The 16,341-nt window shown below is 56.1% G+C and carries 13 protein-coding genes; 11 read left to right on the top strand and 2 right to left on the bottom strand.

Going from position 1 to position 16,341, the window contains the following annotated elements; translation table 11 throughout:
* Positions 1–80 precede the first annotated feature (80 nt).
* Positions 81–2,015 carry a peptidoglycan D,D-transpeptidase FtsI family protein gene (locus tag KP806_RS09225; protein WP_224723292.1) on the top strand — a complete coding sequence of 645 codons (1,935 nt, stop codon included), beginning with the start codon at positions 81–83 and terminating at the stop codon, positions 2,013–2,015.
* Between the two features lie 78 nt (positions 2,016–2,093).
* On the opposite strand, the gene ytvI is transcribed toward KP806_RS09225, so the two are convergent.
* Entirely contained in the window at positions 2,094–3,272 is a 1,179-nt protein-coding gene (gene ytvI, locus KP806_RS09220; RefSeq protein WP_224723291.1) for a sporulation integral membrane protein YtvI, read from the bottom strand.
* Positions 3,273–3,438: 166 nt separating this feature from the next.
* Between ytvI and KP806_RS09215 the strand changes: the two genes are divergently transcribed.
* Positions 3,439–4,836 carry a polysaccharide deacetylase family protein gene (locus tag KP806_RS09215; RefSeq protein ID WP_224723290.1) on the top strand — a complete coding sequence of 466 codons (1,398 nt, stop codon included), beginning with the start codon at positions 3,439–3,441 and terminating at the stop codon, positions 4,834–4,836.
* 171 nt (positions 4,837–5,007) lie between these two features.
* On the top strand, positions 5,008–6,075 hold the full coding sequence (locus KP806_RS09210; protein WP_224723289.1) for an anti-sigma factor domain-containing protein: 1,068 nt from the start codon (positions 5,008–5,010) through the stop codon (positions 6,073–6,075).
* A gap of 118 nt (positions 6,076–6,193) precedes the next feature.
* On the opposite strand, the gene ilvD is transcribed toward KP806_RS09210, so the two are convergent.
* On the bottom strand, positions 6,194–7,879 hold the full coding sequence (gene ilvD / locus KP806_RS09205) for a dihydroxy-acid dehydratase (protein ID WP_224723288.1): 1,686 nt from the start codon (positions 7,877–7,879) through the stop codon (positions 6,194–6,196).
* Positions 7,880–8,286: 407 nt separating this feature from the next.
* On the opposite strand from ilvD, the gene KP806_RS09200 reads away from it, so the two are divergent.
* From KP806_RS09200 to KP806_RS09165, 8 genes are all read left to right on the top strand, one after another.
* On the top strand, positions 8,287–8,592 hold the full coding sequence (locus KP806_RS09200; RefSeq protein WP_224723287.1) for an urease subunit gamma: 306 nt from the start codon (positions 8,287–8,289) through the stop codon (positions 8,590–8,592).
* Between the two features lie 40 nt (positions 8,593–8,632).
* On the top strand, positions 8,633–9,016 hold the full coding sequence (locus KP806_RS09195) for an urease subunit beta (RefSeq protein ID WP_224723286.1): 384 nt from the start codon (positions 8,633–8,635) through the stop codon (positions 9,014–9,016).
* Entirely contained in the window at positions 9,000–10,715 is a 1,716-nt protein-coding gene (ureC, locus tag KP806_RS09190; protein WP_224723285.1) for an urease subunit alpha, read from the top strand. Before KP806_RS09195 ends, ureC begins: the two co-directional genes overlap by 17 nt.
* A 35-nt stretch (positions 10,716–10,750) precedes the next feature.
* On the top strand, positions 10,751–11,443 hold the full coding sequence (locus KP806_RS09185) for an urease accessory protein UreF (RefSeq protein WP_224723284.1): 693 nt from the start codon (positions 10,751–10,753) through the stop codon (positions 11,441–11,443).
* Positions 11,444–11,485: 42 nt separating this feature from the next.
* Positions 11,486–12,214, top strand: a complete 729-nt coding sequence (gene ureG / locus KP806_RS09180) for an urease accessory protein UreG (RefSeq protein WP_224723283.1) — start codon at positions 11,486–11,488, stop codon at positions 12,212–12,214.
* A complete protein-coding gene (locus tag KP806_RS09175; RefSeq protein ID WP_224723282.1) occupies positions 12,214–13,095 on the top strand; it encodes an urease accessory protein UreD in 882 nt (293 codons plus the stop codon). Before ureG ends, KP806_RS09175 begins: the two co-directional genes overlap by 1 nt.
* 153 nt (positions 13,096–13,248) lie before the next feature.
* Positions 13,249–13,722 (top strand): MarR family winged helix-turn-helix transcriptional regulator, encoded by a 474-nt coding sequence (locus KP806_RS09170; protein ID WP_224723281.1) that lies wholly within the window; start codon positions 13,249–13,251, stop codon positions 13,720–13,722.
* A gap of 108 nt (positions 13,723–13,830) precedes the next feature.
* Entirely contained in the window at positions 13,831–16,098 is a 2,268-nt protein-coding gene (locus tag KP806_RS09165; protein WP_318153537.1) for a helix-turn-helix domain-containing protein, read from the top strand.
* Positions 16,099–16,341 lie beyond the last annotated feature (243 nt).

The raw sequence follows: 16,341 nt of genomic DNA, 5'->3' as shown, positions 1-16,341 counted from the left end.
TGAACGGTATCCGGATAAGGAAATAATAATGGTGTAGCATCGGGTCTGAAAAAGGGGCGGCAGCAAGATGGTGAACCGACATGTATAAAAGAATTTGGATAGCCGCTTTAGTCATAAGCGCCGTTATGCTTCTGTATATCGGCAGGCTTGCCTGGCTGCAGCTGATGCCCGGCAGCTCTTCTGCCGCCGTCAATGCGCGGTATGCGGCGCAAGGAGGCTGGCAGAGACTTGCGGTTCAGCAGCGACAGCGAAGTCTCGTGCTGGATACCGGACGCGGCGATTTCTATGACCGGAACGGTCTGCCGATTACGGGTGAAACGTATATGACGGCGGCGTTTTTCCCCATACGTTCCGATGAGAGGGGAACTGCCGAGGATTTGTCAAAGCTGGGCGCTTTGCTTAACGTGAGTGCTGAGAATCTAATGAGTGTATGGGACGCTGTGCGCGAGCCGATTTTTTGGACGGCGGAAGGGGCGAAGGAGCCCGTAAAATTAACCGCCGAGCAGGCGGAAGGCATCAAGCGGCTTGGCTTGAACGGGGTTCGTGTGCTGCCTTACCGGAACCGTTATGTTTCCGGGTTTGAGGCGAAGCATGCGATCGGATTTACGAGCCAGCATCCCGAGTGGCTGCAGGCGCATTTTGCAGACGAGCTCATGAAAGGGAAGCGCAAGCTTACGGAGCAGGTAGGCGGAGCTGGCCTGGAAAAGTCGCTGGACAAGCTTCTTCGCGGTGTCGGAGCGACCTCCGTTTCGTATTTTATCGATGGACGCAGCTCGCCGCTGCACGGTCTTGACCTGCGTCTCACGCAGCCCGGCAATTCCAATTATCCGCTGAAGGCGATTACGACGCTCGATTTGCGCCTGCAAAATAAAATTGAAGCATATTTGGACGAGCTAGGCATAGTTGAAGGAGCGGTTGTTGTGCTGGACGCGCATAATGCCGATATTGTCGCTATGGTTTCCCGGCCGAAGCTGAAGCCGGGGCAGTTCCGGTCCGGCGATGGCAGCGAATGGGAAAACCATGCGATAAGGGCAGTCGCTCCAGGTTCCATCTTCAAGCTGGTGACGGAAGCGGCCGCACTTGAAACTCGTGTTTCGAGTACACAAGAGATGTTCCACTGCGATGGGGAGTATGGAAAATACGGGCTGTCCTGCTGGAAGGAAGGCGGCCATGGATGGCTGACGCTTGAGGAGGGTCTCGCGCAATCGTGCAATATCGCGTTTGCGACGGTTGCGGAGCGGCTGAAGCCCTCCGAGCTGAAATGGGCGGCGGACGCACTCGGCATCGGCCGTCAGGCGGGGTGGCACCGCGAGAAGGCTTTCGGCCCCTTCGCGCAGCCGCTGCGCTTGCTGGGGGAGGAGGAAGCCGGCTCGCTGTTCGCTCCGGCCCCGGCAGCGGCTGCCGTGAAACGGAGCGGCAAACGCGAGGCTGCTTTGCGCGAAGCAGGAGCGGCGAGGCCCGCCGGAGTGCGGGAGACGGAGCGGAGCGATGCTAGCGGGCCGGAAGCGGCGCTGGCAGCCGTAGACGGAGGCGTGATGGCGCAGAGCGGAATCGGGCAGCGTGATGTGACGATGTCGCCCCTGCAGGCGGCCAATTTGATTGTCACGCTGCTGAACGGGGGGCGCGTTATGGAGCCGCGCCTCGTGAGCGAAATCCGCTATGCCGGCGGCCAGCGGATGGTGAAGCTGCCCGCGCAGCGCGCGCAGGGGACCGGCGGCCGGATCAGGCCGGCCACCGCCCGTGCGCTGCTGCGCGGCATGGAGGCGGTCGTCGACCACGGAACCGGCCGGTCGATCCGCCAAGGGCTGTGGGCGGTGGCCGGGAAATCCGGCACCGCCGAGGTTAGCCGGGCCGGAGCCGCCCGCAATCACCAGTGGTTTGCGGGCTACGGCCCGGCTGCAAAGCCGCGCTACGCCATTGCCGTGCTTGTGGAAAACCGTCCGCCGGGGAGCAGCAACCAGGCGACGAAGCTGTTCCGCGGCGTGATGGACATCGCCGCCCGGATGGAGCGTTAGCTTGATGCGCCGTACCGAACATTTACACAAAAAAACGGCAATGAGGAAGGGGACCCCCCCTCCACATTGCCGTTTTTGTTATTTTTGCAGCCTTCCGTCACGCTCATTCTTCCGCCCGTCATCGCGCTTCGCTAATGCATCAACGAACGGCAAATTTTCGTCGGGCGAATCGAACTCTCCGACGGGAGCGTGAATCCAGCGGTGGAAATAACCTTGATCGTACAGCGCCTTAATGAGTATCATCAGGATCGGGGACAGGATCACGCCGGCAACGCCGAACAGCGACAAGGAAACGATCATGAACGCCAGCATGGTAAAAGCTGAAACGCCAAGCGAATCTCCGGTAATTTTCGGCTCCAATATTTGGCGCGTCAGCACGACGACGAGAAACAACGCGGACAGCCAGATGGCGAGCGTTATTTTGCCGACGATGATCAAATAAATGATCCACGGAATAAACACGGTGCCGACGCCGAGCAGCGGCAAAATATCGAAAATAGCGGATACGACCGCGATTACGAAAGCATTGTCGACGCCAAGCAGCAGCAGCGCTGCGAGAATGACGATAAACGTGATGCTGATCATTTTCGCCTGCGCTTTAATATACAAGGCTATTCCTTTGAATACGTTGTTGCGCAGGAAGAAAAAGGCTTTTTTGAATGTGTTCGGCGTCTTCTCGTCGGCCGTTTTTTTCCACGACTTGATTTCGATGCTGAGGAAATAGGCCAAAATAATGCCGACGACAAAGTTGAATACGAACGTCGAGAACGACGAAACATAACCGACGATATTAAGAAGCACCGTCTGGCCGAAGGCCGCCAGCGTTCCCGTCGCCCCTTCGATCAGCTCCTTCGATCGGTTCACAAGATCCAGATCTTCCGGCAGGGTGCCGAAGCGCGACTGGACTTCATTCGTAATGTTGGCGATCTGGACGGCCAGTATTTCCTGGTATTTCGGAAAGTTCTGAATGAGCTCCGTCCCCTGCTTCGTCAGCAGATAAGCGGCGCCCGAGAAAGCGCCGAGTATGATTAACGTAAATACAAGGACGGATATGCCGGACGCAATCGATTTTTTCATTCCCAGCTTATTAAGTCTTCTTGCCAGGGGCTCGATGCATAGATATATAAGGAAGGAAAAAAATATCGGGGTTGCGATCCGGTACAAAAAGCTGAAGGCGTACATGATCAGGAACACCGTTAACGCGATCAGCGCAATGTCGAAAGCGGTTCGCCAATATTTTTTGTAAAATGGCAGCATAGGTATACTCCTTCTTTTTCCAAAGTCATGATTCCTATAAGATTGTACTATAGTTTATAAAAAGATGCCTATTTTTTATTGCATTATGCTACAATTAAAGCTATCGTTGTTGTTTTGTACCGCTGCATATTCGTCGACTAAATCATATAACGGTGGGGAAAACAAAATGGAAAATTTGCTTCTATGGGGATTATACGTCGCAACCTTCTATGCGTTTCTTCCGGGCCTCATAAGCCGTACGTTCGGCTTCCGCGTATTTAAAAAGGGGCGGGTAGAGAAGGAAATTTCCCTTACGTTCGATGACGGGCCGGACCCGGTGTACACGCCTCAGCTGCTTGATCTGCTCGCCCGCTATGATGCGAAAGCGACGTTTTTTGTCGTGGGCGCACATGCCGAAGGGCAGGAAGAGCTGCTAAAACGGATGCAGGCCGAAGGCCATGTTATCGGGATTCATAATTACGTTCACAAATCCAACTGGCTGATGCGGCCGCGCACGGTGAAGAAGCAAATCGAGCGGACGATCGATATAATCGAGCGCGCAACGGGCTTGCGTTCGGTTTATTATCGGCCGCCTTGGGGAATCGTAAACGTATTCGACTACGCGAATCTGGGGTATTTGCAAATTATTTTATGGTCGGCCATGTTCGGCGATTGGCGCATCCGCGTAGGCGCGGAGCGTCTCAAGAAGCGTATGCTGAAGAAGCTCAGGCCGGGCGAGGTCATGCTGCTGCACGATTGCGGGATGACCTTCGGAGCGGACAAGGACGCCCCCCGCAACATGCTGACCGCGCTCGAGGCTTACTTGCAGGAAGGCAGGAGACGGGGCTACCGGTTTGTCGGCATAGACGAGATGATCAAGCTGACGGATGCGGTGCGCACGATCGAAAGATCGTTCCTGAAGAAATGTTTGATTTCGCTATGGCTTATGTACGAGAAAGCATTTCATGTCGTGTTCCGCTTAAAAACGGTCGGCGGTACGGAGCAGCCTTCCTTCCATTACCGCATTACGACGTATAATGGACAGCCGGTAGAGCTTGCCGAAGGCGGACGGGTGAACAAGGGCGACCGGATTGCCGAGCTTCACTTCGATAATAAAATGCTCTCTACCATTGCGGCGACCTCCAAATCGCCAGTCGCCACCGGCATACGAATGCTGCGGGAGGTGGAGCAGGCTTTGCCTCATCTGGCCGATCAGCTGATGGAGGATGCCCAGGCACGCGACATTAAAGCGGTCTATGGCGTGACGATGATCCACCGGGGAGCCGACCGGCTCGGCTTCGAAATCCATAAGCTGCCGGACGGCTGGTTCGCGAGGTCGACCAAGGTCTATTTGAGAATCCTGGTCCGCGTACTGACCCAAAAACAGAAAAAGGACAAAGGCAAAACGAATCGGCGCGAGCCTGTCACTCCGCGCATGCTGTTTATGCCCGCGGCGAAGATTAGGACCTATTCCACAAAGCTGATGACCAGAATAAATGACAGCGAGCGTCTGAACGAATCGATTAATATAAGCGCAGCAGCCGACGAAGCTGCGCCGTTAGGTACGAAAACAACAGCCATCTAACCGGACTTATCCGATGATCAAAGCCAGCTTTCGGGTTACCATGAACCTGAGGCTGGTTTTTGAAATTTTAAAGAGTTTATCGAAATTGCAAAAAAAATGTCGGAAAAGGTTGGACTTTTTTCCTGAACGCGTTATGATGATGGCAGTAGGTATGCGAGGAGGGAGACCTGTATGGGGGAGGCGGCAGCATCGGACGAGCTGCTTATCCGCTTGATCTCGCTGCGGGACCGTTCCGCGCTGGAACAGCTCTACGATCGTTATGAACGCCCGGTATATGCATTTGTATACCGTATCGTGAAGGATGAGACGGCAGCCGAATCGATCGTACGGGAATTGTACATCCGCGTATGGAATGCCGAGGGTGGATCACAACCGGAAGAGTCGGCCGGTAAAATCAGCAGCTGGATGTTTACGGATGCGCGCAATTTATCGGTGGATTGGCTTAGAGAGCATGGACAAAAGATTGATGAAATGCAAGAAGAAGCTGCGCTGCAGCAGCCGCCTGTGTCCGGGCAAGCATTCGAATATTCCGGAGAAGAGGAGCATCCTCCTGAAGGAATGAAGGACAGAATTATGAGAGCGGTTTCTTGGGCGGGCTTGGCAGAGGAGCCCCTTCTTGATGATGGACCGGAAACAGCTCTAATGACCTTGAATACCGAAACGGCGGCATCTGCCAGTCCGACGGAAGGCAGCATAATCACGGAAATGATAACCGTCAAGCCGTTTAAGGCTAGACGATGGATCATGCCCTCCTTTATGGCGGCGACGGCTGCTCTGCTGCTTTTGTCGGGAGCGCTGCTGCTGAAGATCGACAGCTTGACGGCGGAGAAGGAGCGCCTTGCCGCAAAGGTGATCACTCTGGAGGAAAGAATCGCATCGACCGACAGGCCTTTGAGCGGCGTGCAGGTCAATCAAGCGATTGCGTTATCGCCGACCGCCAAGGACAGCAAAGCGAATGGGCTTGCGACCGTCGTTAACGACGAGAAAGGCATGCACTTGATCCTTCAAGCGGAATCGCTGCCAAGGCTGGCCGAAGGGGAGGCCTTTCAGGTGTGGCTGCTCCGGAACGGCAAGCCTGTCAACGCGGGGACGTTCCTGACGCATGAAGGCACCGGAGCGCTGTATTACACCTTCGCCCCTGAGTCCTACGACCAGATTGCGATTACCCATGAGCCGGATATGGACGGGTCGGAGCCGCGCGGAACGATTGTTCTTGCAGGCAGTCTGGCTGCGGACTGAAGATTCATTTGTTTTCATTACATGATACGAAATGAAATGAATGAAAGATGACGATCATAACTCTCACAAAAAAAGGTTGGCCGGGACGAGCTCCCGGCCAACCTTTTTATTTACATTCCTACATTTTCATGACGCCGCCGGTGCTGGCGGATGTGACGAGATGAGCGTAACGGGCCAGGTAGCCGCGTTTGATCTTGAGCTCGAAGCCTTTCCATTCGGAGCGGCGTTTCTCGAATTCCTCGTCGCTGATCAGAAGATCCATCGTACGGTTGTTCATGTCGATCTCGATGATGTCGCCGTCCTGAACGAATGCGATCGGTCCGCCTTCAGCCGCTTCCGGCGAAGCATGTCCGATGCTGATGCCGCGCGATGCGCCCGAGAAGCGGCCGTCCGTTACGAGAGCAACCTTGGCGCCGAGGCCCATGCCGACGATCTGCGACGTAGGCGCGAGCATTTCCGGCATGCCAGGGCCGCCGCGCGGTCCTTCATAACGAATGACAACGACGTGGCCTTCTTTGATCTTGCCGCCTGCGATGCCGGCCAGTGCGTCATCCTGGGAATCGAAGCAGATGGCAGGCCCTTTGTGGTAGCCGCCAACCGATTTGTCGACCGCGCCTGTCTTGATGATCGCACCGTTAGGAGCCAGGTTGCCGAACAAGACGGCAAGGCCGCCGCGCTCCGTATGCGGATTGTTGATCGTGCGGATCACGTCCGTATTCTGGATTTCGCAGCCGATGACGTTTTCGCGCAGCGTTTTGCCCGTAACGGTGATCGTATCGCCCTTCAGCGCGCCTTCTTTTTTGAACAGCTCGTTGAGAACGGCGCTTACGCCGCCCGCTTCGTGCACGTCTTCAATGTGCCAGTCGGAGGCTGGAGCGATTTTGGCCAAGTGAGGCACGCGCTCAGCGACTTCGTTAATGCGCTCGATCGGATATTCGATGCCTGCTTCATGCGCGATCGCAAGCGTGTGAAGCACGGTGTTTGTCGAGCCGCCCATCGCCATATCAAGAGCAAAGGCGTTGTCGATGGCATCCTTCGTTACGATGTCGCGAGGTTTGATGCCAAGGTCGATGATCTTCATCAGCTGGCGGGCAGCTTCTTTGACGAACTCCCTGCGCTCAGGCGAAACGGCAAGAATCGTGCCGTTGCCAGGCAGAGCGAGTCCAAGGCCTTCGGCCAGACAGTTCATGGAGTTCGCGGTGAACATGCCGGAGCAGGAGCCGCAGGTCGGACAGCCGAACTGTTCAAGCTCTTGCAGCTGCTCATCGTTGATTTTGCCGGACTGGTAGGCGCCTACGCCCTCGAATACGCTGGAAAGCGAGATCGAACGGCCGTCGGACGTTTTGCCGGCTTTCATCGGTCCGCCGCTGACAAGCATCGTCGGGATGTTGACGCGAAGCGCGCCCATGATCATACCCGGCGTAATTTTGTCGCAGTTCGGAATGCAGACCATGCCGTCGAACCAGTGTGCGTTAACGACCGTTTCGATCGAGTCGGCGATAATTTCGCGGCTGGCAAGCGAGTAACGCATGCCGATATGGCCCATCGCGATGCCGTCGTCTACGCCGATCGTATTGAATTCGAACGGAACGCCGCCGGCTTCGCGAATCGCTTCTTTCACCAGCTTGCCGAATTCCTGAAGGTGAACGTGGCCCGGGATAATATCGATATACGAGTTGCAAACCGCAATGAACGGTTTGTCGAAATCTTCTTCTTTAACGCCTGCGGCACGCAGCAAGCTGCGATGCGGTGCGCGGTCGAAACCTTTTTTGATCATATCTGATCGCATTCTCTTGGTCGCCATGTAAGTGCCTCCTAGTAAGGATATAAAATAATCGATACTCAAGTTTAACACAATGGACAACCGTTGGCTATAATGGCACAGCTGCCGGATGTTAGGCGGAAATGCTTGAAAATCCAATTTGAAAAGTATAAACATGGACCCGAAAGGCTATATCAGGTAAAAGCCGCATTTCGTGCACAAGCCGTCGTATTGCGTCGAAGCAAGTCGATTATTCCGACCTGTATAGGCATGTAAATAAGGTGTTATATTTTTAGGCGGCCGGCGAATAAAGTGTAGTTGTTTTGGCTTCAAAAGCGGAAGAATGAACACAATCGTATACACTTGTGTCACAAAAGATGACGCAGACTCATTTACTATCCCGATTCGGCTGACTATAATGTAGGTATTAAGGGCAAAGAGGTGGAAAAATGCAGTTGACCGAACGCGAGAAAGAAAAGCTGCTCATCACGGTCGCCGCCGACTTGGCCAGGCGCAGGATGAATCGCGGCGTGAAGCTGAATTATCCCGAAAGCGTGGCGCTTATTACCTCCGAAATCATGGAGGGCGCGCGGGACGGGATGACGGTGGCGGAGCTGATGGAATTCGGAACGACGATTTTGAAGCGGGAACAGGTGATGTCCGGCATTCCCGAAATGATCCATGAAGTGCAGGTGGAGGCGACGTTTCCCGACGGGACGAAGCTGGTCACCATCCACCATCCGATCAGTCAGTAATTATAAGCTTTCATACATATTAAAGGAGGAGTTGGCAACGGTGATACCAGGGGAATACCGCGTTGGCGCGGGCGAGATCGAATTGAACGCCGGCCGCAGAACGCGGCAGCTTATCGTCGTCAATACCGGAGACCGGCCGGTGCAGGTCGGCTCCCATTTTCACTTTTTCGAAGCGAACCGCGGGCTGGCATTCGACCGGGAGGCCGCGTTCGGCATGCGTCTCCATATCGCGGCGGGAACGGCCGTCCGCTTCGAGCCGGGCGAGGAGAAGCCCGTTACGCTTGTAGAGCTTGGCGGCTCCAAGCTGTCGTACGGGCTGAACGGCCTCAGCAGGGGCAAAGCGGAAATGGACCAGCTGCCGGATGAAACGAAAAAGAGGCTGGACGCCTGGAAAGGAGCCTCCGGCAATGGGCAAAATGGATAGAAAAAGCTACGCCGCCATGTTCGGCCCGACGGCCGGCGACGCGGTCAGGCTTGCGGACACGGAGCTTTGGGCGAAGATCGAGCACGATTATACAGTCTACGGCGACGAATGCAAATTCGGCGGAGGAAAGGTCATCCGCGACGGAATGGGGCAGTCGAGCGGCGCGCTGCGCTCGGAAGGCGTGCTGGACACGCTGATTACCAATGCGGTCATCATCGACCACTGGGGGATCGTCAAAGCCGATATCGGCTTGAAGGACGGCCTGGTCGTCGGGATCGGCAAAGCCGGCAACCCGGACATTATGGACGGCGTCCATCCGAATATGATCGTGGGCGCGAGCACGGAAGTCATAGCAGGCGAAGGCAAAATCGTGACGGCGGGCGGCATCGATTCGCATATTCACTTTATTTGCCCGCAGCAGATCGAGACGGCGCTGTCTTCCGGCGTTACGACGATGATCGGCGGCGGCACGGGACCTGCAACGGGTACTAACGCGACGACCGTAACGCCGGGCGCATGGCATATGCGCCGGATGCTCGAGGCGGCGGAGCAGTTTCCGATGAACATCGGCTTTACGGGCAAAGGGAACGCCTCGTCTACCGCGCCGCTTATCGAGCAGATCGAAGCGGGCGCGATCGGGCTCAAGCTGCACGAGGATTGGGGCACGACGCCGGCTGCGATCGACGCCTGTCTGAGCGCAGCCGACCAATACGACGTGCAGGTGGCTATTCATACGGATACGCTTAATGAAGCGGGCTTTATCGAGGACACGCTGGCTGCTATCGGCGGCAGGACGATCCATACCTACCATACGGAAGGGGCGGGCGGCGGCCATGCTCCTGATATTATAGTGGCGGCGGGCGAGCTGAACGTGCTGCCTTCTTCGACGAATCCGACGCGTCCTTTCACGATCAATACGATCGAAGAACATCTGGACATGCTCATGGTATGCCATCACCTTGACAGCAGCATTCCGGAGGACGTGGCGTTCGCCGACTCCCGGATCAGGCCCGAGACAATCGCGGCTGAGGATATTTTGCACGATATGGGCGTATTCAGTATGATCAGCTCCGATTCGCAGGCAATGGGGCGCGTTGGGGAAGTCATTATCCGTACCTGGCAAACGGCCGACAAAATGAAGCGTCAGCGCGGACCGCTGGCTCCCGATGACGAGTACGGCGATAACTTCCGCATTAAGCGGTATATCGCGAAATATACGATCAACCCGGCGATTACGCACGGCGTATCCCATCTGGTCGGCTCGGTCGAGACCGGGAAATTCGCCGATCTGGTGCTTTGGAGCCCGATGTTTTTCGGTGTAAAGCCTGATCTGGTGCTGAAGGGCGGAAGCATTGCCTATGCGCAAATGGGCGATCCGAACGCTTCGATTCCGACCCCGCAGCCCGTCTTCGGCCGTCCGATGTTCGCGGCGTTCGGCAAGCTGGTCCACAGCAGCTCGATCACCTTCATCTCGCAGGCGGCTTACGATCGCGGCATCGCTCAGGAGCTCGGCCTGCAGAAGCGCATCGAGCCGGTTAAAGGCTGCCGGACCGTGACGAAGAAGGATATGATCCATAACGATGCGACGCCGAAGCTCGAGGTCGACCCGGAAACCTACCAAGTGAGGGTGGACGGCGAGCATGTCACCTGTGAGCCGGCGGACGTGCTGCCGATGGCTCAGCGTTACTTTTTATTTTGAGAAAAGAGGCCGTATATTCGGGAAGGGAGCACCCTGTGAACGATACGATTAGATGGCTGGCCATGCAGCAGCTGCTCGATTCGGCGCTGCCGATCGGCAGTTTCTCCCATTCGTTCGGCCTGGAGACGATGGTGCAGGAGGGCAGAATGGACCGCTCCGACCAGTTGTACCGGTATGTGTCCGCGATGCTGCTGCAGAGCTGGGCCAGCTCGGATGCGATGGTCATTAGGGCCGTCTACCGCGACGCGCCGGAGCAGGCATGGGAGAAGCTGTTTGCGGCCGAACGGCTCGTACACTGCCAGAGGATTGCATCGGAGACGCGCATCGGAGTGGAGAAGATAGGGCGCAGGCTGCTGCAGCTTGCGGCCGCCATTCATCCGCAGCTGGACTGGGCGCCGGTGGCGTCGGCCGTGAAGGAAGGGCGCTGCCATGGCTCCCACCCGCTGGCGCACGGATACGCCTGCTGGCTGCTCGGCGTGTCCGAGGAGCAGGCGATTCAGGGCTATTTGTATACATGCATCGTAACTTGCATTAACAGCGCTTTGCGGCTGATGCCAATCGGGCAGACGGAAGGGCAGTCACTTATCGCGAGGCTTGCTCCGCTGACCGGGCAGGCGATGGAAACGGCTCTCTCGCTCGAGCCCGAGGAGGCGCATTCGAATATGCCGCTGGCCGAGCTTGCCATGATCCGGCATGAAAGGCTTTATTCCAGATTATTTATGTCTTGAAGTCCGGACAAATCATTCATTAGCTGACAGGGAGGAATACTTATGTGCCAAGGTCAAGGACATACGCATCAAGAATGGGAAAGCCCGTCAATCGACAGCTCCAGGCCGATCCGCATCGGAATCGGGGGACCGGTCGGCTCCGGCAAAACGGCGCTCGTCGAGCGCCTGACGCGCGAGCTGCATGAGCGTTACAGCGTGGCGGTCATTACGAACGATATTTACACGAAGGAAGATGCGCGCATTTTGTTCAATACGGGCGTGCTGCCGGAGGAGCGGATCATCGGGGTGGAAACGGGGGGCTGCCCGCATACGGCAATCCGCGAGGATGCATCGATGAATTTTGAGGCGATCGAGGAGCTGGAACGGAGGTTCGAGAAGCTGGACATGATTTTCATCGAGAGCGGCGGCGACAACCTGGCGGCTGCGTTCAGCCCGGAACTGGTCGACCGGTTCATTTATATTATCGATGTTGCGCAGGGCGAGAAAATTCCGCGCAAGGGCGGTCCCGGCATTATGCGCTCCGACCTGCTGATCATCAACAAAATCGATCTGGCCCCTCATGTCGGCGCCAGCCTGGAGGTAATGGAGGCGGACACGCTGAAAATGCGCGGTAAGCGGCCTTATGTGTTTTCCAACCTGCGCGGCGAGGACGGCCTAGATGACATTATCGGCTGGCTGACGCATGAGGTTGCCCACGCACGCGGAATCGAACACTCCCATCTGATCCAGCTGTCCGATATCCCTTCCGGCCATAGGCCTTCCGCGTCTTAATGGAAAACCCGATCACTTCAGCGGCGCCGGAAGCCGCGGCAGGCGGACGACGCGAGCGCACCTCCGTGCTGCGGGCTTTGTTCGCCGTCCGGGACGGGCTAACGAAGGTAGGCGGCAAATACCATACGGCTCCGATCAAGATCGCCAAAGCTTTTCCGGTAGACGAACAGCTGGCGGTCATCGTCATGGACGTTTCGCCTGGCTTGCTGGAAGGCGACCGCTACGAGCTGGAATGGACTTCCGGCAAGCATTCGCATGTCATGATCACGAATCAGTCTTATATGAAGGTGCATCCGAGCCTTCCGGCGGGAGGATCCTCCATGCGCCAATCGTTTGTTTTGGAAGAGCACGCGGTCGTGGAGCATATGCCGGAGCCTATGATGCTCTATAAGGATGCGGCGCTGCGCAACGAGACGCATGTAAGCCTGCAGGCAGGCTCCGTCTGGATGCAGGCAGACGTTCTTTGCCCCGGACGCACGCTGCGCGGGGAGAAGTTCGATTACCGCAGCCTGCATAACGAGCTTACGGTCCAATATGGCGAGGAGCTGATTTTCGCGCAGCGGCAGCGGATTGAGCCCGCCTCTCAAATGCTCGGGGCACCGGGCTGCTGGGAGGAGATGACGCATTCCGCCGCCTTCTACGTCTTCTCCGACCGGGTGGACGGCAGGCTGCTCGAGCTGCTGCAGGAGACGCTGGACGGCTATGCCGCGCCGGGCGGACACCCTGTGGCGGCCGGGGTGTCGCTTACGCAGCGCTATGGTGTTGCCGTAATTGCGGCCTCGACGGCGGCTTGGCCCCTTCAGCAGCTGATGCGGGAGCTTTGGGCGGCGGCGAGAGAGGGCCTACTGAACAAGCGGCCGCTGAAGCTTTTACAGGGATGATGGAATGCGGGCGCCGTCAAAGAACAGCTTTCCGGCTGCTTTGACGGCGTTTTTGTCTCGATGAAAGAAAAATGAATTATCCGAAACGAGCTATATAAGTGCCTGGCCTGTGGTACAATTTCGATAAAAGAGGGATAACAAGGCGGTGTGAGCGTGAACGAATCGGATGAGAGCCGGCTGGCGCTGATGAAAAAACTGGACGAGTCCTTCCGGCAGGTTAGAAGACTTATCAATTCGGAGTGGAACAGCTACAATGTGCACGGGCTGGGCATGACGCACGGCAGGATGCTGACGATCCTTGCGGAATCGGGCCCGCAGAAGGCATCGTCTTTGGCCGAGCAGCTTCTGATTACATGCGGAGGCGTGACGGGCATCGCGGACCGTCTCATCGAGCTCGGGTATGTCATACGCACGAGGGGAGAGGCCGACCGGCGCGTCGTCATGCTCGACATCACGGACGAAGGCAAAAAAACGGTCGAGATGATCGACACGGTGCGGACCAAAATGATGCATAAGCTGTTCGACGGCATGACAGCGGCGGATATGGAGCGGGCGCTCGACATTTTCGATAAAATGAATAAAAATATGGAACCGGGTGCTGGTGCTGGTGCTGGTGCAAATTGTTAGTCCAAAATCGCTTGCTTCTCTACAAAGGGGCAAGCTTTTTTTGGAGAGCTGTGGTATATTTTGACCATTATGAATTTCGATCTTACCCAGAAGGAGAGTCGGCCTTCATTGAAAAAGTCCAGTTTGCTCGCAAAATTTCTGATTTCCTATATTTTGGTGCTCCTGCTGCCTACCATCATTATTCTCGTCTATTATTATCCCTACTCCGCCAAAATTGCGAAGGATAAGGAGATGGAATGGAATGCGCACGTAACGGAGCAGTTCATGACGTCCATGGACATTTTTACGAGCTACGTTTACGATTTGCCGTCGGAGCTGCTGCAGAACCGGGATATCAAGATGTATTCGGCGGCGGAAAACGACTACCAGCGGATCGTCATTGCAAACGAAATGAGAAAATACAACGCAACCGACGCATTTATCGACAATACGCTGCTGTATGTCAAAAGTATCGGCTATCTTTTCGCCAAAACCGGAAGCGTTTACAATGTAGACGATTTCGCCCGGCGCGGGGTCGGCTATTATTATGAGAACTGGCCGCACGAGGAGATGTTTGATCAGCTGGACCGTCTTGATCTGCCTGCCGTCAGACCGGCCGAGGACGTTATCGTTCCCGGCAATAACCGGCTGAGGATGCTCACTTTCCTGCTTCCGCTTCCGCTCGGCGGGGAAAACTCGCCCGGGGCGGTTCTGATTCTGGTCAAGGAGGAAACGGTCATCCGCATGATGAAGTCCGTATCCGAGTCGTACAGCGGGGATTTCTTCATCTTCGACGAGAACGGAAACCGGCTTGTTGCTTCGGATGCCGATTCCTACGGGGATTCGGGTGAAGTTCAGGCGCTGGTGTCCCGTTTGGGCAAGAGCGGTCAGGGTTCGGGCATCCACGAGATCGGCGGGCAGGACGTCATCGTATCCTACAACGTATCGGATAAAAACGGATGGCAGTACGTCAGTCTGCTGCCCGTGTCCGACTCGCTGGAAAGCATCCGCACGATCCAAAGGAATACCGTGGTGCTGGTGCTGCTGATCCTGCTGGCGGAGGGCATCGTCATTTACGTTTCCATCCGCAAAAATTATCATCCGATCAAGCGGCTGGTCGGCCTTGCGCTGGATGTGTTCGAGCCGCAGGAGCCGAAACGGATGAATGAAATCGATACGATCCAGCACGCGCTCGACCGGCTGTCCACCGCCAACAGCAAGCTGGACGAAAGCGTCAGGCGCACGCTGCCGATTATGAGGGATAATCTGCTGTTCGAGCTCGCAAGCGGCCATTTCGAGGATTGGGAAACGTTTCAGCGGGAAGCCGCCGAATACGGAGTGACCATCGGCGGACCGCTTGTGACGGCGGCCGTTATCGCCTTTGAGCGGGACGGCGCGGATGCCGGCGGCGTGACGGAGTATTGCCGGATGGCGGAGGAGAGGCTGCCGGAGGGGATTGACGGTTATTTTTTCAAAAGCATTTATAAGCAGGAAACGATCTTTATTTGCAGCCATGCTGCGGATTTCCCGATAAAAGCTTATCTGGAGGAGTTTCAGCGGGAGCTGGCCGCCCGGAACGGCATTCACTCCCTGGTCGGCATCGGCGCGCCGGAGAGCTCTGTCCGCCCGGAGGGCGTTCATCTGTCTTATTTGCAAGCCGTGCGTACGGCCGAGCATCTTCGTATACGGAAGCAATATACGATACTGGCGTTCGATGAAATCGAGGTTTCGCAAGCAGGCACCGTTTCCTATTTCGCCGAGCTGCTGCAATCGCTGGAAATGGCTATTTTGAAAAACGACGTCAGCGTAGTCGAATCGGTCATGGACCGGATCATCGACTATTTCGGCAGCGACGGGATGCCGCACCATATGGTGAGAACGGTCTATCTGAACACGATAAGCGTCGTGATCAACGGTCTTCAGCGGTTCCGCCACGATGACGGCAGCCTGATCATGCTGACGGATGCGGCCTTCCAGAAGCGTTATACGATCGAGCAGATGGCCGGGATCATGCGGGAAAGCTGCGGTAAGCTGTGCGACATTATCCGTCTTACGCTGCCGTCTTCAGGATCGGCGTCGCAGGAGGATATTTTGGCGGTTATCGATCAAAAAGGCATGGACCACGATTTTTCCCTGCAGACGATGGCCGATCACTTCGGCATGTCGCTGTCCGGCTTCAGCTATCATTTCAAAAAAACGATGGGGCAAAATTTCAAGGAGTACATCGACAGGCTGCGCATTCAAAAATCGATTCAGCTGTTGCGGGGAACCGGCGATACTCTCGATTCGGTCGCGCAGCAGGTCGGCTATTCGAACACGTCCAGCTTTATCCGATCCTTTAAGAAAATAGTCGGCACGACACCCGGACAGTACAGGGATACGCATCGGCAAGCGTAAACGGCATAATTCAATCCAAGCTCGGCCGCTGCCGCAGCCGTCAGGCGGCAGCGGTTTTTTGACGCACACTAGAGGCATTTTTTGAACATATACAGTTTTTCGAAGCCGCGAAAACACTCAATTTGCAATCGCTTTCATAAATTCCGTATAAGCGCTTTCAAAAATTGGCGACCGCTCAAAAAATGCCCGTTTACGCAGCTCCGGATGAGGGGGTAGAGTGAGGGGGCAAAGCGAAATCGGACA

The sequence above is a fragment of the Paenibacillus vietnamensis genome (assembly GCF_020169515.1).
Classification (GTDB): domain Bacteria; phylum Bacillota; class Bacilli; order Paenibacillales; family Paenibacillaceae; genus Pristimantibacillus; species Pristimantibacillus vietnamensis.
Note: the sequence above shows the minus strand (reverse complement) of the source record. Positions and strands in the feature narration are given on the sequence as shown.